This is a genomic window from Commensalibacter melissae (genome assembly GCF_009734185.1).
Taxonomy (GTDB): domain Bacteria; phylum Pseudomonadota; class Alphaproteobacteria; order Acetobacterales; family Acetobacteraceae; genus Commensalibacter; species Commensalibacter melissae.
Genome location: NZ_CP046393.1, coordinates 1,641,488 through 1,662,866 on the forward strand (window position 1 = coordinate 1,641,488; position 21,379 = coordinate 1,662,866).

The following is a 21,379-nucleotide window of genomic DNA, read 5'->3' on the forward strand; positions in this document are numbered from 1 at the left end:
GATCTAGAAATATATTCTACGATTATGTCTTTCTTCAACCAACCGCCAAATCAATATAGCAAATAGAAAGAGGGAATATAATCCGTTTAGCATTGTCAATGAAACTGGCAGCCAAGAAAAAGGATAAGAAGCGATATCACAGGGTTTGCCTGGACGATCCGGCATAGCGCCAAGTCGATCGGCAAGATTGTCCGTTGCGATAAGATTGGCGTTACACTCAGGTAACGGACTGACCCACCATCCCTGTTCTACCCCAATATGTAAACAGGAAATACCAATACTCATTAACAAAACCATAAATCCAACCCATAAAATCAAGGTCAAATATCGTGTTGGAATAAAAATACCCAAAACACCCAAAATAATCAGAAAACGATATGGCCATCTTTCCAATAAACATAAACCACAGGGAACCATATGCAAAACATGCTGTAAAAACCATGCCGCACCAATAGCGAATGCGCCTGCCAATATAAAGAAAATTGCGGTAATCGTTTTCATATAATATTTATTATAATTGGTCACGACTGATACCTAGACTGGTTTATATATGAATAATAAACGGTTAAATATGAAATAAACTTTATAAAAAAGCGAGTTTACCATATTTTTTTTAATGTTGCGATTGCAAAGACTTCTCTAACGAATTTTCAATTGATTCTGAAGATTGCTCAACAGGGTGCTGTATATTTTTTTCCTCTTTTTTTTCAACCTTTTTGGGATCATTCATTGGAGTACCCGCACAACCAACAACACTTATATTATATAGAGGATGCTCAAAAACAGCTATTCCAGGTTCAGATAAAAACATCCATGAGGCAAAATGAATAGATGTTAATTTTGTATCTGTTACTTGAAGAAAGGCGGCACTATCAAAAGGTGTTGAGGGAGGACGTATTACACAATTAAGAGCCTCGATTGTCAGGGTCTGGTATCGCACTGATTGTCCAACCGGTATATTTAAAATTTCAGTATGAGCTTCAAGTTTATTCAAAATTCGAACAACAGCTTCGGATTGTCTTATCCACTGTTCAGCAACATTGGAATTTTGTTTTGCTGATTTACTGGTTTCAGCCAAACTGTTTGAAATATTACCTATTCCCAGTATGGCAACAGCTAAACAGCAAAAATATTTTTTCATTTTACCGGACTCCGTAATTGATCAACCATATCTTTTAGAAAATCCCGCATGAATTCTTCGTTTACTCCAATCAGCAATGCGTCCTCAAATACATCCTGCATAAATTGTGTTAACTCGGTTTTATTTTCTTCCAGAATTTTTAATTTTTCTTTGCAGGTTACAGGTTTTCCATCAGATTGAGGCCAGTTTAATGAAGATGTTTGCGCTTCTGTTTTCATCTTAACCAACCCTTAAATTCTTAAACTAGTCAATGTAATTCATTATTATGAAATTGATCAGCAGAATTGTCCGCCTTTTTCTTTTCATTCTTACTCATATTATCTGTAACAGAGAAAATAAATTTGCTTAAAAGCTGTTGCAAACTGATAGCCCCTTGGGTATGGGTCAGAAACTGACCAGGTTTAAGAACTGTTTCATCACCACCTGGAGAAAGATCAATATATTTTCCACCTAGCAAACTATCACTTGTAATAATTGCCGCCGTATCAACTGGTAATTTTACATCTGGCCGAACCGTAAAAGTTACAACTGCATTAAATTTCTTTGGATCAACCTTTTCCTGAATAACCTGACCTACGCTCACCCCTGCCAATTTTACGTCTGAACCAACTTCCAGTCCGTCAATCTGGCTAAACGATGCGCATAACGGATATCCCCCAACATTTTTCTGCCCATGTCCAATAATAGCCATGATAACAGCAACAACAAAAACAACCAACACTATCAAACCTGTGACAAGTTCAATTATTTGTTGTGTTTTTTGAGAGGGCGTCAATACCATGAACTATCTTTTCAACTAAACCTCAGGAATCCAGCTTTCATAATCACCCGTAGCCTTGGCTCGTTGACCACCGGCATAATCGCTCCCTTGTGGATGATAAGCCTTGGCTGTTCCGGTTAAATTGGAATGATAGGGAATTTGCCAAGGATGACGCTTTGATACCGGAACTGGTGCATCCGCCTCATAATGTAGCCAGACCCACCACTCTGGGGGAACTGCAGAGGGATCATCACCTTTTTTATAAATAACCCACCGCTCACGACGACGTTCACCTCCGCCAAGACGGTTTAGTTTGCGAGATTCATAATAGGAACGTCCATCAGAATCTTTCCCGACCAAACGTCCTTTTAAAAGTGTGTGTAAACGCGTTCCAAGTGTTGTCATAATATAATTCAAACAAAATAATTATGTAGTATCTTTATCAAATAACTTCTAACAACCATATACCTTTTTTCCATAAAAATCACAAAAAAAATTAAATTGGATTCTAATTAAAGCGAACAATCAAAAGATTACATCCTAAGATAAATAAAAAATTGAAAACAAACTAAACCGGAATTTTATCCACAATATCCACTGAATACAGATACCTGTATAACTTTTTACCTATTTATTCAGCTTATCGACATTCCAAAAAAAATGTAAACTTGATTATTATGAACACAAGACATATTTGGAATGGCGTCAGGATGCGTAATCTGCAAGCCGCGATTGATCCCGACGCATCTCTTTATTCAGTAACCATGCCCGCTCGATGGGAGGATCAAACTGCAACAGCGATCCTACAGTTATGCTCATCCTATCAACTGGGATCCTCCTCTGTTAAAACAGATCAAATCACTGCCAACTGGTTACTGCCTCTTTGTGATCATGCGGCAAATGCAGGGATCAAAAATTGGACAGTTTATGACTGGGAAACAATTCTGCTAAACCAACAGGCCTGTCCCAATCAACGTATTTGGCAAAATGACAACAGTCAAAAACCCGCCTTTACCATAAATTTGGCTACCTTTGCGTCAACTGAAACAGGGTTTGACGCGCATTCTTATCGGAAAGTTCTGCAAATTGTTATCGATAGTATCCGTATTCTCTATAAGCAACAGTTCAATTTCATTAACAGTGAACTCCCCTTTCCAGATTTGCAGATTTCCCCAAAGCAAAAGCCTGTAAATTCTGAAAATGTAGAATCATATCACAATATTGCCGGGACAATTTATCTTACCAATTTAGATGCCTGTCTTGCACAACTCGGTCTGGAATATGACAGTATCCAAGGACGGGATGTGGCTTGTTGCCTTACCTGTTTTGCAACCTTACTCTCAACTGCAGGTTGTGGATCTGATTATCTTCCCTTGTCACCAGACTGGAATGCATTACCAGAATTAACTACCCTTGCTAAAGAAATATGGAGTCTTGCTTCTGAGGAAAAAACTTTACCTCTACCCAGAATAGAAACCAGTTTCTCAATCCCCGGACCTGAAGACCTATTTCTAGGATCAGAAGCATGTGGACTTGCCCCCATATTTTCCCCTGTTACCGAAGACGGACATCTGGCAATAAGTACTATTGCACGAATGGCAAAACAAAAACTAACTCCTGAAAGTGCACTGGCTGCAACCCTATCGGGAAATTTGATACTTCAACCCCCTTCTCATCAGGCGCATTGCGCAATGCATCAGGCATTGATCGGTTTTACAACTTCAATGCCCCCCCGTCCCCATCCAATGGAATATCCCCTCGCTTCAAAAACCATATTACCCCGGGGAATTCGAGAACCTCTTCCACCACGTCACAAAGGAATTACACAAAAAGCGAGCATTGCTGGACGTGGATTGTTTTTGCGTACAGGTGAATACGAGGATGGCAAGCTTGGTGAGATATCAATTACGCCTTTAAAAGAAAATGCCATGGTTAAAGGTTTGTTAGACAGTCTTGGCCAGGCTGTCAGCATTGGTCTGCAATATGGGGTTCCTTTAAAGGAATTCGTTTCCGCATTTGCCTATAGCCGCTTCGGCATTGCCGGAACCGTTGAAGGGGATCCAGGAGCGATTTACGCGACCTCGTTTCTGGATTATAGCTTCCGGCTATTATCAGATGTTTATTTAAAGCAGCCTTTACCTGACGCACCTAATAATTTACAGTCTGATGAGGAAAAACTCCCCATGCTGCCTTTGGATCTACCAGAGGAAGAAATGAATCAATCTCACTCTTCCCCACGGAAACATTCAAAATTCAAACTTGTAAGCTGAGAAAGGATCAAGACATGTCATCTATTGAGGAACGCATTGCCAAACTTGGAATTCAACTTCCTACCCCGACAGCCCCTGTTGCAAATTATCTTCCTGCAATCAAAACCAATAATTCCCTGATTATTTCTGGTCAACTTCCTTTTATAGACGGGAAACTTTTTGCAACCGGAAAGTTGGGCGCTACCATTGACCTTAAAACTGGGCAACAAGCAGCCCGCTATTGCATGATCAATATTTTAGCACAGGCCAAGGCCGCTATTGGACAGTTAAATGAAATCAGCAAATTAATCCGCCTGGGGGGGTTCATTGCCAGCATACCGGAATTTACCCAGCAGGCTGTTGTCATGAATGGAGCATCAGATCTAGCTGTAGAAATTTTTGGAGACAAAGGACGACATGCACGTTCTGCCTTTGGTGTAGCATGTTTACCAATGGATGCCTGTGTTGAGGTTGAAGCTTGGTTTGAATTGAAATAAATCTATTCTGCCAGTTAATCTACACGAGTATAATAGTTAATGATACTCTGTATATATATCTAGTATGCATTTAAATATATTATCCAGAGTTTCTTGCAAGTATCATGTTTCTGTTTTTTTCTCATCAAACAGGATTATACTTATATTTAAAATGCAATCAGCATACCGATTTATGAATATTATCTAATAACAATATCAAAATAACTTTTTATATCTCGACATACAATTCTTTTTAGAGCTACAATTTGCTGAGAGATTACCTTTTAAATATCGAAACAATTCATTATTCATTTTATCAGGTGCATCTAAATTTGCAAAAAATCTATATACCCTGCCATTTGCAAGAATGACTATACGAGCTTCCGTTACTGAAAAATACCGTGAAGTTGTGAGGCCTGTATTTATATTAAGATCATCGCCAATTTTTTACATTCAATTAAAATTTGATTTTTTTCATCTTTTAAGGTCACAAAATCCATCTTTTCATCCATTTTAACACCGTATCTGCAATTATATTCTGGCGTAACCCCAAGATGACTGAATACGTCATGCTCCTGAATCATCTGGGCAAAGGGAAGGATAAAAAAGTTTTTAGCGAGTTCTTCTGTCTGCGTTAATAAACCCTGCCACTTAATTTTATTCACATTCCATTTTTAATTTTCTCCATTTAGATCATTTGAATGCAACATTTAATAATCATAAACTATTAAATTTATCAATTTCTATACAACAAATTGATAAATGAAGAAAATTAACAACTATAACTAGCTATCTCACAAATCATCAGTGCCGATAGCCATATCATCCATCGAGCCTTCACCAATAATACCAGAATGCTCACGAATACGTTGCTCAATAACCTGACTTATCTCCGGATGCTCTCGCAAGAACTGCTTTACATTTTCCCGTCCCTGACCAATACGCTGACTGTCATAAGAAAACCATGAACCCGCTTTTTCAATAATCCCTGCTTTTACACCCAGATCTATCAATTCTCCCATCTTACTAATTCCTTCTCCATACATAATGTCGAATTCAACCTGCTTGAAAGGAGGAGCCATTTTATTTTTAACCACCTTAATCCGCGTCTGGTTTCCTGTGATTTCGTCCTTTTCCTTCACCTGACCGATACGACGAATATCCATACGTACAGAAGAATAGAACTTCAATGCATTTCCGCCTGTAGTTGTTTCTGGCGATCCAAACATAACACCAATCTTTTGACGAATTTGATTGAGGAAAATCAGACAGGTATTAGAACGAGAAACAGATCCGGTCAATTTTCTTAAGGCCTGGCTCATCAAACGGGCATGTAATCCAACATGATTGTCCCCCATATCCCCTTCCAACTCTGCACGGGGAACCAATGCCGCCACACTGTCCACTACCAAGACATCAATAGCGCCAGAACGAACCAAAGTATCCGCAATTTCCAATGCCTGTTCCCCGGCATCAGGTTGAGAGATGAGCAAATTATCAATATCAACGCCGAGCTTACGCGCATAAATGGGATCAAGAGCGTGTTCGGCATCCAAAAATGCACATGTACCACCTTTTTTTTGAGCCTCGGCTATAATATGCAACGCCATTGTTGTTTTCCCGGAACTTTCTGGACCATAGATTTCAACTATACGTCCACGAGGAACACCACCAATTCCTAAAGCAATATCCAGACCAATCGAGCCTGTTGAAATTGCTTCCACTTGAACGACAGACTGCTCTCCCATCTTCATGATTGAACCTTTACCAAAGGCACGTTCAATCTGAGACAAAGCTCCTTCTAATGCTTTATTCTTGTCCATTATTTTTAGAATTTCCTTATAAATAAATAACGTGGGGACCGTAAATCCTCAGATTAACCCCAGTTAAACATTTATTGCTGCTTTTGAAGATTTTAAAAGATAAAAATACAATATTTACATTTACAATATTGGTATTTTTATCAAAATATCAATGATCCATAACAGCAATAATTATCTTAACGGCTAATTGCCAATCCCATACCGTTTGGATCTGTATAAGCATGACATTGCCTGTCATTTCCTGGCAACCCATCAGAACAATAAACGGCATTTACCCGTCCTTTTGAGCCGCTCGAATTCGGTAATGAAACACCCTTTTCCCGTTTATTTCCTTGTTTGTTCAAAAAAGAATTCATGGTCACGGCAGCCTCTTGCGCTGCATCATTCTGTCCAGAGGCAGAAACTCCTGCAATAAAACGCTGTTTATATGTTGAAATCGATCCCGTTAACAAAGGTGGCGGCAACTGGCGAGGAGACGCAGCCATAACTATACCGGTTGTTCCAGAAATACGTCCTGTACCAAATAAATTATTCATGGTTAAGGCACAAGAAACGGCTCCCCCATCACGATCAACAACTACAAAAGATGTAGATGCAGGCAATGCTGGCAAACTGCCGGTGCCCGCCTTCCCATTATCAAGCCAGTCTTGAGCTTTTTTTGTCATTCCTTCAATGGATGACTTCAAATAAGTAGAACTGTTTTCTGCACGCCATTTTGCAACTGTACCCTGGGCAACATTATCCATATTTTGTCCATTATGCATCGCCATTGCCATACCCAGACCTCCATCTGCAGGAGGAGATAAAAAATATGTAATATTTTGTCCTTGTGTCAAAGACAAAGCTGAGGTTTGAACAGCCAGGGCATTTCTAAAGTCCTCGTTATACAGACCACCCCCAGCAATCTGGGATCCCAAGGCATAACTTCTTGCAAGAGAACCAATATAAAGATCTGCAATACCTGCACTAATCAATCGGTCATAAATAATCTTTAAACGAGGCTGATATAGAATATCCCCAGCCTTAAGAGGAAGTCCATTTGCGTTTGTAAATGCTCTCTGCATGGCAGAATCTTCAAATAAGGGCTGCTGAACAGCTGCCAGATCACTCGCCAACGTGTCAGAAACAGGAGCACCATTTCCTGCCAAATTACCAACCAACCGTAAAATATCATTAATATCTGACTTGCCGTAACTTGCTTGTAATAAATATAATCCTCTTGCCATCATTGGAATCGCAGCTGGACGATCACTATTACTGGAAGGTTTTCTTCCTGCCTGAGGAAGGAAAATAATTGACTGTGCCGGCTGTCCTGGATGATACGCCAGACATGCTCCACCTCCTCCCAGCGAGGCACGGGAAGGCAATGTTACTGTCAATGCCATACCTAGGGCCGTAGCTGCATCAGCCGCATTTCCCCCACGAATCAGGATATCCCGCGCCAACATGGCGGCTTGTGGTTCATCTGCAGCAACGCTCCCCACATATCCTGTTACACGATGATTCAAATTTGCAGATTTTGATAGTTTTTTCTCGTGATGATCCCCACCACATGCCGTTATTGAAAATGCCAAGGCCAAACCACAAACAGCCTTCTTAAACAAAACTATCTTTTGCCTTGATCCGTCCCTGAATTTTTGAGTAAATTTTGTTGTCTTTGCCTCAACACGACCTTTTGAAATTTGATAACGTTTTGACACGTGGCAGCGCTCCACTTAAAAAATCAATAATACCATAATAGGGTTCGAAAGTTATATTTAACTCAAATTATCAAGCCATACTCTATCGAGATTCATTTTATATCACAACAATTACAATTCTGTATAATATTATCCATCCATATGATAAAATCCCAATTTTACCAATCGGAAAACGCTTTATGAAAAAATTATCCTTTCGTCCTTTGATGACAGGTTCATTACTCTCCTGTCTTATCTCTTTCCCTGTCATTGGTCATAGTGAAGATCCAGCAGCAACTTTCTCATCCCAACAACGTAAAGAAATCATTTCCATTGTCAGACAGGCTCTAAAAGATGATCCAACCCTATTAGAAACTGGAATTCAAACCCTGATGAAAAAGAAAGAGCAACAACGCGCTTCACTTTCTACCCAGACAATAAAAGAGAAAAAAGGATTACTGTTACGTCAGCTACCCACTGACGGACTGATGGGCGATCCAAACGCAACTACAACCATTACTGAATTTTACGATCCAAATTGTGGATACTGTAAAAAAATGCTGCCTATTTTAATCGATCTGGTCAAAAAACATAAGGATGTCAAGATAATCTTAAAAGTCATTCCCATCCTTTCTGAAAACAGCAAATTGCAGTCTCAGGCCATAATTGCGGCAACTAGACAAAACAATTATGTTGCAATGATGCGCTCCTTGATGACCAGTCAAGAAGATATCAACCTTAATACAATCAAATCTATTGCACAGAAACTTAAACTGAACGCCGATCAATTGGTAATCGATATGAAAGCGGATTCCGTCACCAACGCTTTAAACGGCAACCTTCAATTAACTCATGATCTTGGTATTGAAGGTACTCCAGCCTTGATCATTAATGGTGAACATATCATTCAAGGTGCAATAAGCTATGACAATCTTGAACAAGTTATTGATAAACTTAATAAATAATATCATAGCCAAACTAAAGGCGACCCGCAAATCGCCTTTAAAATTCATTTTTTAGGTAACAAAGCTTTCAAGGCATCTACCATATCATCCATCATTTTATCCGTATGATAAGGATTGGGAGTCAATCGCAATCGTTCCGTTCCTTTGGGCACGGTTGGATAATTTATTGGTGGTGCATAAATTTTGTATTCATCCAATAAACGTTGACTTATTTTTTTGCATAACTCAGCCTCTCCAATAATTACGGGTACAATCTGGCTTTTTGTCTCGATAAAAGGAATATTGGCCTGTCTCAATTTTTCCTGAAACGTATGAATACGCTCAAACAATTTTTCACGACGCCAATTCTGCTGACGAACCAAACGAACACTTTTTAATGCCGCTGCCACAACAGATGGGGGTAGGGAAGTCGTAAAAATAAATCCAGCCGCAGCCAATCGTAAATACTCAATAATTTCACGTTTCGCCGTTACATATCCCCCATGTACACCAAAGCCCTTTGCAAGGGTTCCTTCAATGATATCAACCTGATTCGCTACACCATCCCTTTGAGAAACACCTCCACCCTCTTTTCCATACAAACCGACAGCATGTACCTCATCTAAATAAGTTAAGGCATTATATTTGTGTGCCAATGCACAGATGGCCCCGATATCCGCAATATCGCCATCCATAGAATAGACACTTTCGAAAGCAATCAGTTTGGCAACATTTTTTGGAGCATTTGCAAGTTTATGTTCAAGATCCTGCAAATCATTATGTTTGAAAACCACACAATCAGCATTTTTAGCTCCTTTTATACCAGCAATCATAGAATTATGATTTTGCTGATCGGAAAAGGTCATCCAGTTCCCGGACATACTCGTTAGGATAGTTTGCAAACTCGCCTGGTTTGATACATAACCTGATACAAATAACAAACCCGCCTCTTTACCATGCAAGTCTGCAAGTTCAGCCTCGAGCGCTTCATGCAAGGGATGGGTTCCGGCAATATTTCTTGTCCCACCTGCACCTGCACCATATTTTTGAATAGCCATAATGGCGGCATTCATGACTTCAGGTTCAATTCCCATACCCAGATAATCATTGGCTGACCAGGCTATAATCGGGGTCTCCTCTTTTGCATTAATCTTTCTATCATAAACAGGATAATGCATTGACTGACGACTTAATGGGGTAAAACGCCGATACCGTCCCTGTTTCTCTATATCTCCAAGCGCCTCTTTGCAATAGGCATAAAAAGGATGTGAAGATATTATGGGTTCTGACACAATCTATTCTCCTATTTTAAATCCCTCGGGATTTAAATGATTCAACATGACAAAACATTGTCTGAATAACCAATCCATTACGTCCTCATATAGAACATATTAAAAATTATCCAATAACCTTATTGTATAGTGACTTGGACAACATTTTTCTTGACTCCACCATCTGCCTTGGCATTCATTTGAATTTGCTCCGCCTTGGCACCCGCTCGGATTATTTCATTTGCAATTGCCCTGCCTTCTTGCGCTGCAATATTAGTCATTTGCTCCTGCTGCATTACAGGATCAGATGAAATTGGGGTGACAGAAGTAATAACAAACAAGGCATCCGCTTTTCTTGACAACGCATCCTTTACCAAATTTGTCAAAGGTTTTTCCCATTGATCCTGGGGCGTTCCCTCTACAATTTCGATCGGTGGTGCGGGCGGAGGAGGTGGAGGTGGAGAAGGCGGGGGAATATAAGGAGCGGGCCTACGTCCTGCACTCGGGTTAAAAGTCCTTTGATCAACCAGCTTACAAGAACTTAATAAAAAAAAACCACTTAATAACAAGGAAACATAACGCAAATGACTGATCATAAAATTGACTTAAAGTGCAAAGTTGGAAAAGAACGCTAACAATCTCAATTAAACCTTAATAATTGATTTTACAATATAAAGAAATCCTTTACCCTTATATTTCTGTTATTCAATAATCGAATTTATTCAATTACCCGAAATAAACCGTAAACTAAGGCTGCTATTAACATGAAAATTTCATTAAAAAAATTTGATCCTACACTTGATTCATATAAAAGATTGATAATTCTGTGCAATCACAACCTCATTTAGCATATTGTTAAAAAAGCTAACAAAAGATCAAATTTGTGGTAAATTATTAAGATTAATATTCACGTTATCAAAAAAACGTGATTAAATAGAGTTAAAGACGAAGAAAAGTTTTTATATTAATTTTCACAAGACGATTCGCCTTGGAAAATCTTTTTAACCTTAAAGGGAGATTTAACAATCATGGCTATTAAACTTGCAATTAACGGTTTTGGACGTATTGGTCGCTTGGTACTACGCAGCATCATTGAAACCGAACGCACTGATGCGGAAGTCGTATTGATTAACGACCTTGGCAGCCCAGAGGCCAATGCTCACCTTCTCCGTTATGATACGGTTCACGGTCGTCTTCCTGCAGATGTTAAAGTCGAAAATAATACAATGACCATTACAACACATAATGGACGTAAAATTGGCCCAATCAAAATTACAGCCGAAGCAGATCCAACAAAACTTCCATTACAAGGTGTTGATGTTGCAATGGAATGCACAGGACGTTTCACAAGCAAGGAGGCCGCAAGTGCATTGCTTCAGGCTGGTGCCCGTAAGGTTCTTGTTTCCGCCCCCGCAAAAAATGTTGATGCAACCATTGTTTACGGTGTTAACCACAAAATTATCAATGGCAACATGACTGTCATTTCCAATGCATCATGTACCACAAACTGTCTTGCTCCTATCGCAAAGGTTCTTCAGGATACAATCGGAATTGAACGGGGCAGCATGTTGACCATCCACTCTTACACAGGTGATCAACGCACGGTTGACACATTACATAAAGATCTCCATCGTGCCCGTGCCGCTGCACAAAACATCATTCCGACAACAACTGGTGCCGCAAAAGCCGTTGCATTGGTTATTCCCGAATTAAAAGGGAAACTGGATGGAATTGCCATTCGTGTTCCAACACCTAATGTTTCTTATGTTGCTTTGGACTTTGTTCCCACCAAAACACCCGCCTCTGTTGAAGAGTTAAATGCCTATTTCAAAAAAGCGGCCGAAGGCGAGCTAAAGGGTATTCTTGGCTATAATGATGAACCACTCGTAAGTTCTGATTTCAACCATTGCTTTAACTCCTCAACCTTTGATGCAACACAAACCGGATTTATTGACAATGGTAAATTGATCCGTGTTGCTGGCTGGTATGATAATGAATGGGGTTTCTCAACCCGTATGACTGATACAGCTGTTGCCCTTGGGAATGCAAAATAATGGTTGAACAGAAAACTTTCAAAACCCTTGATGATCTTGATTGCAAAGGTAAGAAAGTTCTCTTGCGCGGGGATCTGAATGTCCCCATGCATGATGGCAGAATTACCGATACAACGCGTCTGGATCGTTTGGTCCCCACCATCAAGGAACTGGTTAAAAAAGGTGCAAAGGTTATTCTGTGCAGCCATTTTGCCCGTCCAAAAGGCAAGGTGGTTCCAGAAATGTCTTTAAAACCAGTCGGTGAAGCTTTATCCAATATCTTAAAACAGCCTGTGGCTTTTGCTGATAATTGTGTTGGCCCTGATGCCCAGAAAGCTGTCACGTCAATGAAAGACGGTGATATTCTCTTACTTGAAAACACCCGCTTTCATGCTGGTGAAGAAAAGAATGATCCAACGCTTTCTAGAGAGCTTGCTTCTTTGGCAGACGTTTATGTTGATGATGCTTTTTCAGCCTCCCATCGTGCCCATGCATCAACCGAGGGTGTTACCAAATTCCTGCCTTCATTTGCAGGTCGTCTAATGGAGGCTGAATTAAATGCATTGAATGCCGCCCTGGAACATCCTGACCGTCCAGTTGGTGCCATTATCGGCGGGTCAAAGATTTCCACAAAGCTTGATTTGCTTTCCAATATGATCAATAAGGTTGATGTATTGATTATTGGTGGGGCTATGGCCAATACCTTTCTTGCCGCTCAAGGTGTCAAGACTGGTAAATCCCTGCAGGAAGCCGACATGCATGAAACAGCTCGTGACATCATGGAAAAGGCAAAAGAACAAAATTGTAAAATTCTATTACCTGTAGATGTTGTTGTGGCCGCTGAATTAAAAAATAATCCAGCGACACAAACTGTTGATGTCCATGCCGTTCCCGATAACCAAATGATTTTGGATGTTGGGCCAAAAACGGTGAAATTACTTAACAAGTATCTAGCTGAGCTCAAGACCTTGGTATGGAACGGGCCTTTGGGTGCTTTTGAATTCACACCTTTTGATAAGGCAACCAATGAAGTGGCTCAAGAAGCTGCCAAATTAACCAAGGCTGGCAAGCTTAAAAGTATTGCTGGCGGCGGTGATACGGTTTCTGCCTTAAAACATGCTGGCGTTATCAATGAAATGTCTTATGTTTCAACCGCTGGTGGCGCATTTCTTGAATGGCTGGAAGGTAAAGCTCTTCCAGGTATTGTCGCCCTAACAACATTAGCTCAAGAAACAATGCCTTTATAGGTTTTTTAAAAAAACTTTTGAAACAAAAAAGGCTGATTTTTCAGTCTTTTTTGTTTTTCTACTTGAAATATGACAATCATATTCCCGATGAATTTTTTAATATCAATAGCAGTTTTATATTTTTCATAAGTATAAGTATAGGTTTTATAACTATCAACATCTGTTAAACCTCTATGAAAATTATGCCATTTTAACATAACAAAAATATTTTGTTTTCCATGAATTGGAAAAAATGGAAATATAAATAATCCTAAAATAATTTTTGCGATCTTGTTAACTGAAATCTTTTTACTTAAATCTATTGACTAGCCTTGGTTAACCCTAAATAATCTGCCAAACGATTAAATGCATTCAATCTTGCCTGATAACCATTTTGGCCTCCATTAACTTTACGTGTTACGGCCTTGACTGTAGCATCTGCTGAAATTGCAAGATCATGAACATTTGCAATATCAAACCAGTAAACAAATGCTGTCTCCACAGCATATTCATAATGATTTCTATCTGCAACCAAATCAGGATTGTTTAATAAATTATTAATATCATCGGGAAATTCTTGATGATGATAATCCTGCATTCTTCTATACAGATTTTTGCCTGTTATTTGAAGAAACCCCCTGCCTCTATATCTATATCCATCGCCACTTGCTTCATCACCATTCCCCATACGATCAGCATATACATAGTTACCTAATGCTTGTGGATGATGAGCATAATGAGAAGTTTGTGTCCACAATTTATCTCTTCGGACTCTTATTTTTTTGCATAATTTTTTTTTACACATCCGTAATGCTTGGTAACCAAATTTATCGCGCATTGCACTTACACGGTAATTTAAATTTTCCGCTATTGGTTGAAGTCCACTTTCAGCAGATATCTGAGATAGGAAATAAGCAATTTCCCGCTTATCTGTCATATTAAAATGATTGGCATTTCTATTAAGGTAAGGCAATGCTGTAGCGTTAACTCCATTCTTTCCTTTACCTGATGGATTTACAGCATCCAGCATACCAATCGTTATAATTTGAGGATAAACGGCATTATTGTTGCCTCACTTGCGGAGCCCTTTTGCTTTTCTCCTTCTTTTTGCCAGGGTTGAATAGATGACAGTTTCCTTTCAGCATGATTTATTGCAAGCGAGGTTGAAGAATCTTGGGTCAGCAAACCCGTAAAATTATTCAAGTATATTGAAGTTTTTTTACCGGGTGTTATAACACCATCAGGATGTGTATAAAATTTACTCTGAAACTCAATGATTGCCTTTTTTGTAAGCGAACCACATATTCCATCAACATCAATATATGATGCACCATGCCGTTTGAGTAACGACTGTACAATTATAACATCTTGACGGTTATTTACAGCATTACGCCCAACCGAATGACGAATGTTACGCATTTTAATTACTCATTGAATCCATTGACATTCATAATGATTTCTTTGGCGCTGCCTTCACAAACTCCAAATTCTGGATGATATTCAAAATAAACATCAACCGAGCAAACATCCTCATATTGATCTTCCGCATTGACAAATGAACTTTCTATGGTTACTTCATCGCTATAAAGAGGAAAAAATGGCGCTTTATATTGCTCAAACTGATCACTTGCCCAGGAATCATTAAATCTGACTATAAACGACTTGGCCATTTGCAGTGCTGGAACATATTCGTTTCCGACGAACATCAGGGTCATTGTAATCTGCGATCTTGACCTGAAAATCTTATGACGCCCCCGATAATAGCTTTCATTACTTGAAAGACGGTTTTCGTCAACGATATTCATGAGTATATAGGGTGCTTTGGGGGTTGAAACTCGGTTGCCGCGACCTTGTATAATCGTTAATTCAGTTCCTTTAATAGGGATAGCCTTTTTTATGAATTTTCCTACCAAATTATACATTTCTTTATAACTTAAAGTGTATAATTCTGGAAATTCTCCATCTTTGGGAGCAACAACCATGACTTTGACATGTTTATTATCCTTTTTACTCATAGAATTAAGGCTTTCTTAAATTTTTTGTTTTGGAAATTAATTGGAATATTGATGCTATTGTTTTGGCATCTATTGAAAAAATTCTATTGATAAAAAACAAAAAAACGACCTACTATCAAGGTCGCTTCATCAAACTATAATAATACTAACTTACTAAAATAATCTCAAAATCTGACAGAAAATTCAATAATGTTTGACTGTTTGTATCAATTTTTTTAGATATATTTAAGTGGCTTTTACAAATATAAACTATCAATCCGTTATCTCTAAAACCTATCCTTTTACAGATAACACATGATATATTCCAGAACGGCGATATTTTCAAAAATTAATCTAATAAGTATATTATATTTAAAATTACCAATTAATTTGTTTATAATGAAACGATATTTTTCAATAAAGTTGATAGCATAATACCAAATTGAATGTAGATAATCTTGCAACAATCGCTATCTACACGACCAAAAACTTAAATTGGGCTTAAATCTGCACTATCATCAAATTTTGCATAAAAAATCCGCCAAAACAAATATACTAAAACACCATATCATAACTGACCTAGTTTTTTCCTATATTCAACAATAATGAGTTCATTAAGAACAGTCTGTCTAGAATATTACTGACATTGACTACATATAAAATCATCAACAGAGCAATGACGGTAGAAAATTATAAATCCAGATGGATATTGGCTCCAAATCATTTGTAAAGGTAAAAATTTATATTGATAAATGATTATAAAAATAAATGATACTATAATTAAAATAGTGGTTAGGGCTCTAAATTAAAAAATTCTTTTTTTAAAAACATCTTCTACTAACATAAAAATACTGCCAACAAGAATTTGTGATAGTAAACCATAAATTCGCAATTTTGTTTTCAAATATTATGGAGCCATCAACGATATCCCTAGAAACCATTTATTATAGCAATAATCAAAATAATAGCTCAGTTATCAACATTAACTTCTGTAGTGGAAAGTTGAACTGTATCTCCCACCAATCCCTTGGCGAATTCTTCTGCAGAAAAATCGCGAAGATCTTCCGCCTTTTCACCAACTCCTACTGCATGGATTGGCAACTTAAATTTTTCAGCCAAGGCAATGACAATTCCTCCTCGTGCCGTACCATCCAATTTGGTAATGATTAATCCACTAACATCAACCATTTCCTTAAAGATACGAACCTGTTCAATTGCATTTTGACCTGTTGTGGCATCCAAAACCAATAAAACAGAATGCGGCGCCGTTTCATTAAATTTACGCATGACACGAATGATTTTGGCAAGCTCCTCCATCAGAGCACTTTTATTATGCAAACGACCTGCCGTATCAATCAACAGCAAATCTGTTTGCTCATTTTTTGCACGTTTCAGGGCTTCAAAAGCTAAACCCGCCGCATCTGCTTGCGGTTTTCCTGATATAACCGATACACCAACCCGATCACCCCACACTTGCAATTGTTCCACTGCTGCCGCACGAAAAGTATCCCCGGCAACCATCATCACCTTAAGCCCCTGATCAGTAAAAAACTGTCCCATTTTTCCAATCGTTGTCGTTTTTCCTGTCCCGTTTACGCCAACCATCAAAACAACATGGGGTTTCAAATCAGGATTGGGCTGAAAGGGTACGGTAACTGGTTTTAGAATCTTGGAAATTTCTTCTGCAAGAGCCTGTTTTATTTCCTGATCCGTAACTTCCGAACCGAACCGGGTCTTACGAAAGGATTCAATAACATTTTCCGCTACTTCTGGCCCAAAATCAGCAGAAATTAGAATATCCTCCAATTGTTCAAGTGATTCATCATCCAATCGTCGTTTTGTAAAAACAGATGTTAAGTTGTTTCCCAATTTTTGTGTTGAACGGGAAAGCCCCTGTTTAAGACGAGAAAAAAAACCAAGCGCCATTTATATTCTTTCTACTATAATACCATCAGAATTACCCGAAATTACACGGGCTGTAATAATTTCACCGGGAATTGCCTCCTTACCTGTTAAGGTTGCTGCGGAAAATTGTTCACTGTGACCACGATCAACCGTTTCCATCAAGATGGAAACCGTTTTATTAATAAAATATTCATGATATGAACTGGCTATTTTTGCACCCAAATTTCGCAACCGGGCCGCACGCTCTTTCCTTACGGAAACTGCAATGGCTGGCATCTGGGCCGCAGGTGTGCCCTTTCTTTCACTATAGGGAAAAACATGAAGATAGGGAATGGCAACTGTCTTTAGAAAATCGTATGTCTCCTGAAAATACGATTCATCCTCCGTCGGAAAACCTGCAATAATATCGGCACTTAGTCCGATATCAGGGCGTATTGAACGAAGTTGTTCAACCAATGACCCAACATCTTTGGTTTGATGACGTCGCTTCATCCGTTTTAATATCATGTCGGAACCTGCCTGAAGCGACAAATGAAGATGGGGCATAAAACGAGATTCACTGGCCATTAAATCCCACAAAACCGGATCCATACCAATTGGATCAATTGATGATAATCTTAACCTTTTTAATTCCGGAACATCTTTTAGAATAGCCTTACACAGATCCCCCAACCTTCCTTTATGTTTCAGATCCCTTCCCCATGAAGCGATATCAACTCCTGTAAGAACAATCTCATTGTATTGCTGTTGGGTCAAAGCTTTTACCTGATCAACCACTCCCTTAACAGAAACAGACCGGGAAGGTCCCCGCCCAAAAGGGATAACACAAAAAGTACAACGGTGATCGCATCCCTGCTGAATTTGAACAAAAGCCCTAGTCCGACCGGTAAAATCAGTTACAATCCGTCCCACGGTATTTTTCACCGTCATGATATCGGAGACCTGATTTCCTTGAGATAAAGCTGCCTCTGTCCAATTTTCCCCTTTTAACTTGTCTTCATTCCCCAATATTTGCTTCACACCCGGTAATGAAGACCATTGTTCAGGATTGATTTGTGCGGCACAACCTGTGACAATAATACGTTTTTCGCTATCTTTTCGGTGTAGCCGACGAATTGCCTGTTTTGCCTGCCGTTCTGCCTCAGCTGTCACGGCACAGGTATTGACAATAACGACATTATCAAGTTGCTCGGCATGCTGGCTCATTACCTCACTTTCATAACGGTTAAGCCTGCATCCAAAGGTAATGATCTGCGGTTTGTCCTTTTGGGTCTTTGACGTCATAAAGGGTAATGATCCAAATTAAATTGCCCGGTAAAAGAAAAATGAACAGGACCTGTCATCAATACATCATTAGAGGCTTCATCCCATTCAACAATCAAATTCCCACCATCCATTCTTACCTCGCAATAACGATCAGCCAAACCTCGCCGAACCGCATTCACAACAGAAGCACATGCACCGGAACCACAAGCCAGTGTTAACCCTGCACCGCGTTCCCAAACACGAACCCGCATGTTTTGACGATCCAGCATCTGTACAAACCCTATATTTGCCCCTTCCGGAAACAAGGGGTCTTTTTCCAGAACCTGACCGCAAAATACAGGATCGACCGTAGATAAGTCCTCAACGAAAAATGTTACATGGGGATTTCCCATAGAAACCGCTGCTGGTTCCCCGGATAATGGCAAATATAAACTATCAACATCACGTTGTAGTGGAATATCACGCCAATTCATTTTTGGCTGTCCCATATTTACTTTTACTGTAAAAGCATCAATGACCTCGGTTGGCAATAACCCAGCGCTGGTTTGTAAGGTAAAATTCTTACGTTGAAATTTATCATGCAACCATGCCGTGACACAGCGTGAACCGTTTCCACAGGCACCGGCCTCATCACCACCAGGATTGAAAAAACGAACATAAACATCGGCTTTTTTATCTTTTGGAGCAGATAATATAATCAACTGATCACAGCCAATCCCATAACGACGATCACATAGTTCGGCAATACGATTATTATTTAGCTGAATTCTGTTGACAGAATTATCGATAATGACAAAATCATTACCGATACCATGCATTTTACTAAAAGAAATATCCATTATTATTCTAACGTAACTATTGGTACTTAACTTGACTTAATTTATCAATGTAACACAAAAAACGCCAATTTTTTATGCCCATGACCGAATTAAACAATTTCCATCCCCATTCTTTTGATATTGCTGGTACAGAAAATGATCTTGAATATTATACGCATCATAAACCTGCACCTCTTATCGACCAAGGGGGATATAAAACTATTGAAGCCTTATATCATACTCTCATACAAAAAGGCGATACCATCCTTGACCTAATGTGTGGATCAAACAGTCATATTCCCGCGAATGTTCCATACCAAGATTTAATCGGTATTGATATCGATAACAATGCCTTGCAACAAAATCATCAATTAACAAAAAAAATTCTTCAGGACATTAACCAAAATTTATCCCTTCCTTTACAAGATAACAGTGTCGATTATATTTGCCTGTGCTCAGTCATTGAATATTTGCGAAATCCTTTCGCTATTCTTGAGGAATGCTATCGGATATTAAAGCCTCAAGGCAGAATAATCTTTTCTTTTTCCCCCCGATATTTAGCGACCCGCACCATTGCCTTATGGCAGGCACTTGATAACGGGGAGCGCCAGCGCCTTATCAAAATTCTTCTGAAACGATCAGGATTCAACAATTTCGATCAGGGAGAAGTGCATCCACCCGATAATCAGCCTCTCTGGAAAAGCAGCATATATAGTGTTGTTGCCAGTAAAATTTAATTTATGCTAATCATATTGGAATGAATCTGTAATGCGTCAACCCGTTTGTTATCTTCCCCATGGGGGCGGTCCGTGTTTTTTTATGGATGATCCTTATAATATATGGACCAATATGGGTGATTTTCTACATAAATTCCCTAAAACATTACCTAAAAAACCAGATGCCATCGTTGTCATTGCGGCTCATTGGGAAAGCGATCCGATCAAAATCCACCATCACCCAAATCCATCCTTGTATTATGATTATTATGACTTTCCCGAACATACTTATCAATTACAATATCCAGCATCAGGGTATCCGCTTCTTGCCGAACAAATCCATACCCTTTTAACAGAACAGCATATTCAAAGTGAATTTGAAGAAAAAAGAGGATGGGATCATAGTGTTTTTATTCCCTTAAAAGTCATGTTTCCTGATGCCGATATTCCAATTGTGGAAATATCGCTACATAATAACCTTGATCCGGCATACCATTTTAATATCGGTCGGGCCCTTTATCCGCTACGCAATAAAAATATTTTAATTATGGGAAGTGGGATGAGCTATCATAACCTGCCCTTTTTATTTTCTGGTCAAGGCACTAGAGAGGCATATGCTTTTGATAACTGGTTAACCGATGTCATTTCCCTCCCCGCTTGTGATGATCGTGATAGATTATTGATTGAATGGGAAAAAACCGCCGGCGCACATTCGGCTCATCCACGTACAGAACATCTTCTACCCTTGATGGCGGTTTCTGGCGCAGCAAGACAAGATCATGGAAAATGTATATTTAAAGATATAATTTTACATAAACCAATTTCTGCTTACCAATTTGGTTGATTATTATCAAAACAGAAAATATTCCCTTAATCATGCTTTAGTTTTTAACATATTCTACAGTATTAAATAATACTGACATTAATTTTCTTTTTTTATAAAAATTGTTTCATGATAATACAAAATAAATCCTTAAATATTTATTTTTAAGTTTGAAAAAATTTGTATTTAGAATATTTTATAAATATTGTAGATATGTTTTAACCTAATAAATATTGATAAACCGCTTTATGATAT

23 protein-coding genes are annotated in these 21,379 nt (G+C 38.8%); 7 read left to right on the forward strand and 16 right to left on the reverse strand.

From position 1 onward, the window contains the following. Nucleotides 1–3: 3 nt before the first annotated feature. From GN303_RS07265 to GN303_RS07285, 5 genes are all read right to left on the reverse strand, one after another. Nucleotides 4–525, reverse strand: coding sequence for a disulfide bond formation protein B (locus GN303_RS07265; protein WP_231504018.1), 522 nt, complete (start codon nucleotides 523–525; stop codon nucleotides 4–6). Nucleotides 526–613: 88 nt separating this feature from the next. Further along, complete coding sequence (locus GN303_RS07270) at nucleotides 614–1,141, reverse strand: DUF2155 domain-containing protein (RefSeq protein ID WP_110438489.1); 528 nt, start codon at nucleotides 1,139–1,141, stop codon at nucleotides 614–616. Continuing rightward, complete coding sequence (locus GN303_RS07275) at nucleotides 1,138–1,359, reverse strand: hypothetical protein (protein WP_110438490.1); 222 nt, start codon at nucleotides 1,357–1,359, stop codon at nucleotides 1,138–1,140. Before GN303_RS07275 ends, GN303_RS07270 begins: the two co-directional genes overlap by 4 nt. Nucleotides 1,360–1,388: 29 nt before the next feature. After that, the gene (gene mlaD, locus GN303_RS07280; protein ID WP_110438491.1) at nucleotides 1,389–1,922 is read right to left on the reverse strand and encodes an outer membrane lipid asymmetry maintenance protein MlaD; all 534 of its coding nucleotides are present in this window, start codon (nucleotides 1,920–1,922) and stop codon (nucleotides 1,389–1,391) included. Nucleotides 1,923–1,937: 15 nt separating this feature from the next. Beyond that, the gene (locus GN303_RS07285; protein WP_110438492.1) at nucleotides 1,938–2,306 is read right to left on the reverse strand and encodes an NADH-ubiquinone oxidoreductase subunit NDUFA12 family protein; all 369 of its coding nucleotides are present in this window, start codon (nucleotides 2,304–2,306) and stop codon (nucleotides 1,938–1,940) included. A gap of 305 nt (nucleotides 2,307–2,611) precedes the next feature. On the opposite strand from GN303_RS07285, the gene GN303_RS07290 reads away from it, so the two are divergent. Both GN303_RS07290 and GN303_RS07295 read left to right on the forward strand, forming a co-directional pair. Continuing rightward, nucleotides 2,612–4,171, forward strand: coding sequence for a TSCPD domain-containing protein (locus GN303_RS07290; RefSeq protein WP_110438493.1), 1,560 nt, complete (start codon nucleotides 2,612–2,614; stop codon nucleotides 4,169–4,171). 14 nt (nucleotides 4,172–4,185) lie between these two features. Then, nucleotides 4,186–4,647 carry a RidA family protein gene (locus GN303_RS07295; protein ID WP_110438494.1) on the forward strand — a complete coding sequence of 154 codons (462 nt, stop codon included), beginning with the start codon at nucleotides 4,186–4,188 and terminating at the stop codon, nucleotides 4,645–4,647. 401 nt (nucleotides 4,648–5,048) lie between these two features. Here GN303_RS07295 and GN303_RS07300 read toward each other — a convergent pair whose 3' ends face one another. The 3 genes from GN303_RS07300 to GN303_RS07310 form a co-directional block, all read right to left on the reverse strand. After that, nucleotides 5,049–5,291 carry a hypothetical protein gene (locus tag GN303_RS07300; protein WP_110438495.1) on the reverse strand — a complete coding sequence of 81 codons (243 nt, stop codon included), beginning with the start codon at nucleotides 5,289–5,291 and terminating at the stop codon, nucleotides 5,049–5,051. Between the two features lie 129 nt (nucleotides 5,292–5,420). Further along, nucleotides 5,421–6,449, reverse strand: coding sequence for a recombinase RecA (gene recA / locus GN303_RS07305; protein ID WP_110438496.1), 1,029 nt, complete (start codon nucleotides 6,447–6,449; stop codon nucleotides 5,421–5,423). A gap of 176 nt (nucleotides 6,450–6,625) precedes the next feature. Next, the gene (locus GN303_RS07310; protein ID WP_231504019.1) at nucleotides 6,626–8,149 is read right to left on the reverse strand and encodes a gamma-glutamyltransferase; all 1,524 of its coding nucleotides are present in this window, start codon (nucleotides 8,147–8,149) and stop codon (nucleotides 6,626–6,628) included. 179 nt (nucleotides 8,150–8,328) lie between these two features. Here GN303_RS07310 and GN303_RS07315 point away from each other — a divergent pair, with 179 nt between their 5' ends. Then, nucleotides 8,329–9,093, forward strand: a complete 765-nt coding sequence (locus GN303_RS07315; protein WP_110438497.1) for a DsbA family protein — start codon at nucleotides 8,329–8,331, stop codon at nucleotides 9,091–9,093. A 44-nt stretch (nucleotides 9,094–9,137) separates the two neighbouring features. On the opposite strand, the gene hemA is transcribed toward GN303_RS07315, so the two are convergent. Beyond that, a complete protein-coding gene (gene hemA, locus GN303_RS07320; RefSeq protein ID WP_231504020.1) occupies nucleotides 9,138–10,364 on the reverse strand; it encodes a 5-aminolevulinate synthase in 1,227 nt (408 codons plus the stop codon). A gap of 119 nt (nucleotides 10,365–10,483) precedes the next feature. Continuing rightward, entirely contained in the window at nucleotides 10,484–10,939 is a 456-nt protein-coding gene (locus GN303_RS07325) for a hypothetical protein (RefSeq protein ID WP_110438498.1), read from the reverse strand. 432 nt (nucleotides 10,940–11,371) lie between these two features. On the opposite strand from GN303_RS07325, the gene gap reads away from it, so the two are divergent. Together gap and GN303_RS07335 are read left to right on the forward strand one after the other, a co-directional pair. Continuing rightward, nucleotides 11,372–12,397 carry a type I glyceraldehyde-3-phosphate dehydrogenase gene (gene gap / locus GN303_RS07330; protein WP_110438499.1) on the forward strand — a complete coding sequence of 342 codons (1,026 nt, stop codon included), beginning with the start codon at nucleotides 11,372–11,374 and terminating at the stop codon, nucleotides 12,395–12,397. Continuing rightward, the gene (locus tag GN303_RS07335) at nucleotides 12,397–13,623 is read left to right on the forward strand and encodes a phosphoglycerate kinase (RefSeq protein ID WP_110438500.1); all 1,227 of its coding nucleotides are present in this window, start codon (nucleotides 12,397–12,399) and stop codon (nucleotides 13,621–13,623) included. The genes gap and GN303_RS07335 overlap by 1 nt, the downstream gene beginning before the upstream one ends. Before the next feature lie 298 nt (nucleotides 13,624–13,921). On the opposite strand, the gene GN303_RS07340 is transcribed toward GN303_RS07335, so the two are convergent. The 6 genes from GN303_RS07340 to dapF all read right to left on the reverse strand — a co-directional run bounded on the left by GN303_RS07340 (nucleotide 13,922) and on the right by dapF (nucleotide 19,606). After that, nucleotides 13,922–14,632 (reverse strand): glycoside hydrolase family 19 protein, encoded by a 711-nt coding sequence (locus tag GN303_RS07340; protein WP_110438502.1) that lies wholly within the window; start codon nucleotides 14,630–14,632, stop codon nucleotides 13,922–13,924. A gap of 8 nt (nucleotides 14,633–14,640) precedes the next feature. Beyond that, nucleotides 14,641–15,021 (reverse strand): peptidoglycan-binding domain-containing protein, encoded by a 381-nt coding sequence (locus GN303_RS07345; RefSeq protein ID WP_110438503.1) that lies wholly within the window; start codon nucleotides 15,019–15,021, stop codon nucleotides 14,641–14,643. Between the two features lie 5 nt (nucleotides 15,022–15,026). Beyond that, the gene (locus GN303_RS07350) at nucleotides 15,027–15,617 is read right to left on the reverse strand and encodes a phage neck terminator protein (RefSeq protein ID WP_110438504.1); all 591 of its coding nucleotides are present in this window, start codon (nucleotides 15,615–15,617) and stop codon (nucleotides 15,027–15,029) included. Between the two features lie 948 nt (nucleotides 15,618–16,565). Further along, nucleotides 16,566–17,522, reverse strand: coding sequence for a signal recognition particle-docking protein FtsY (gene ftsY, locus GN303_RS07355; protein WP_110438505.1), 957 nt, complete (start codon nucleotides 17,520–17,522; stop codon nucleotides 16,566–16,568). Then, nucleotides 17,523–18,785, reverse strand: coding sequence for a tRNA (N(6)-L-threonylcarbamoyladenosine(37)-C(2))-methylthiotransferase MtaB (gene mtaB, locus GN303_RS07360; RefSeq protein ID WP_110438506.1), 1,263 nt, complete (start codon nucleotides 18,783–18,785; stop codon nucleotides 17,523–17,525). Further along, nucleotides 18,782–19,606 (reverse strand): diaminopimelate epimerase, encoded by an 825-nt coding sequence (gene dapF, locus GN303_RS07365; RefSeq protein ID WP_110438507.1) that lies wholly within the window; start codon nucleotides 19,604–19,606, stop codon nucleotides 18,782–18,784. Before dapF ends, mtaB begins: the two co-directional genes overlap by 4 nt. Before the next feature lie 80 nt (nucleotides 19,607–19,686). On the opposite strand from dapF, the gene GN303_RS07370 reads away from it, so the two are divergent. Next, nucleotides 19,687–20,322: a class I SAM-dependent methyltransferase gene (locus tag GN303_RS07370; protein ID WP_110438628.1), complete on the forward strand. Its 636-nt coding sequence runs from the start codon at nucleotides 19,687–19,689 to the stop codon at nucleotides 20,320–20,322. A gap of 31 nt (nucleotides 20,323–20,353) precedes the next feature. Continuing rightward, complete coding sequence (locus GN303_RS07375; protein WP_110438508.1) at nucleotides 20,354–21,145, forward strand: DODA-type extradiol aromatic ring-opening family dioxygenase; 792 nt, start codon at nucleotides 20,354–20,356, stop codon at nucleotides 21,143–21,145. The last annotated feature ends 234 nt before the right edge of the window (nucleotides 21,146–21,379 follow it).

Excerpts from the sequence above, each read along its gene's own strand:
- GN303_RS07270 (WP_110438489.1), bottom strand. The coding sequence starts at position 1,141 with ATGAAAAAATATTTTTGCTGTTTAGCTGTTGCCATACTGGGAATAGGT.
- GN303_RS07275 (WP_110438490.1), bottom strand. The coding sequence starts at position 1,359 with ATGAAAACAGAAGCGCAAACATCTTCATTAAACTGGCCTCAATCTGAT.
- mlaD (WP_110438491.1), bottom strand. The coding sequence starts at position 1,922 with ATGGTATTGACGCCCTCTCAAAAAACACAACAAATAATTGAACTTGTC.
- GN303_RS07285 (WP_110438492.1), bottom strand. The coding sequence starts at position 2,306 with ATGACAACACTTGGAACGCGTTTACACACACTTTTAAAAGGACGTTTG.
- GN303_RS07290 (WP_110438493.1), top strand. The coding sequence starts at position 2,612 with ATGCGTAATCTGCAAGCCGCGATTGATCCCGACGCATCTCTTTATTCA.
- GN303_RS07295 (WP_110438494.1), top strand. The coding sequence starts at position 4,186 with ATGTCATCTATTGAGGAACGCATTGCCAAACTTGGAATTCAACTTCCT.
- recA (WP_110438496.1), bottom strand. The coding sequence starts at position 6,449 with ATGGACAAGAATAAAGCATTAGAAGGAGCTTTGTCTCAGATTGAACGT.
- GN303_RS07315 (WP_110438497.1), top strand. The coding sequence starts at position 8,329 with ATGAAAAAATTATCCTTTCGTCCTTTGATGACAGGTTCATTACTCTCC.
- GN303_RS07325 (WP_110438498.1), bottom strand. The coding sequence starts at position 10,939 with ATGATCAGTCATTTGCGTTATGTTTCCTTGTTATTAAGTGGTTTTTTT.
- gap (WP_110438499.1), top strand. The coding sequence starts at position 11,372 with ATGGCTATTAAACTTGCAATTAACGGTTTTGGACGTATTGGTCGCTTG.
- GN303_RS07335 (WP_110438500.1), top strand. The coding sequence starts at position 12,397 with ATGGTTGAACAGAAAACTTTCAAAACCCTTGATGATCTTGATTGCAAA.
- GN303_RS07340 (WP_110438502.1), bottom strand. The coding sequence starts at position 14,632 with ATGCTGGATGCTGTAAATCCATCAGGTAAAGGAAAGAATGGAGTTAAC.
- GN303_RS07345 (WP_110438503.1), bottom strand. The coding sequence starts at position 15,021 with ATGCGTAACATTCGTCATTCGGTTGGGCGTAATGCTGTAAATAACCGT.
- GN303_RS07350 (WP_110438504.1), bottom strand. The coding sequence starts at position 15,617 with ATGAGTAAAAAGGATAATAAACATGTCAAAGTCATGGTTGTTGCTCCC.
- ftsY (WP_110438505.1), bottom strand. The coding sequence starts at position 17,522 with ATGGCGCTTGGTTTTTTTTCTCGTCTTAAACAGGGGCTTTCCCGTTCA.
- mtaB (WP_110438506.1), bottom strand. The coding sequence starts at position 18,785 with ATGACGTCAAAGACCCAAAAGGACAAACCGCAGATCATTACCTTTGGA.
- dapF (WP_110438507.1), bottom strand. The coding sequence starts at position 19,606 with ATGGATATTTCTTTTAGTAAAATGCATGGTATCGGTAATGATTTTGTC.
- GN303_RS07370 (WP_110438628.1), top strand. The coding sequence starts at position 19,687 with ATGACCGAATTAAACAATTTCCATCCCCATTCTTTTGATATTGCTGGT.
- GN303_RS07375 (WP_110438508.1), top strand. The coding sequence starts at position 20,354 with ATGCGTCAACCCGTTTGTTATCTTCCCCATGGGGGCGGTCCGTGTTTT.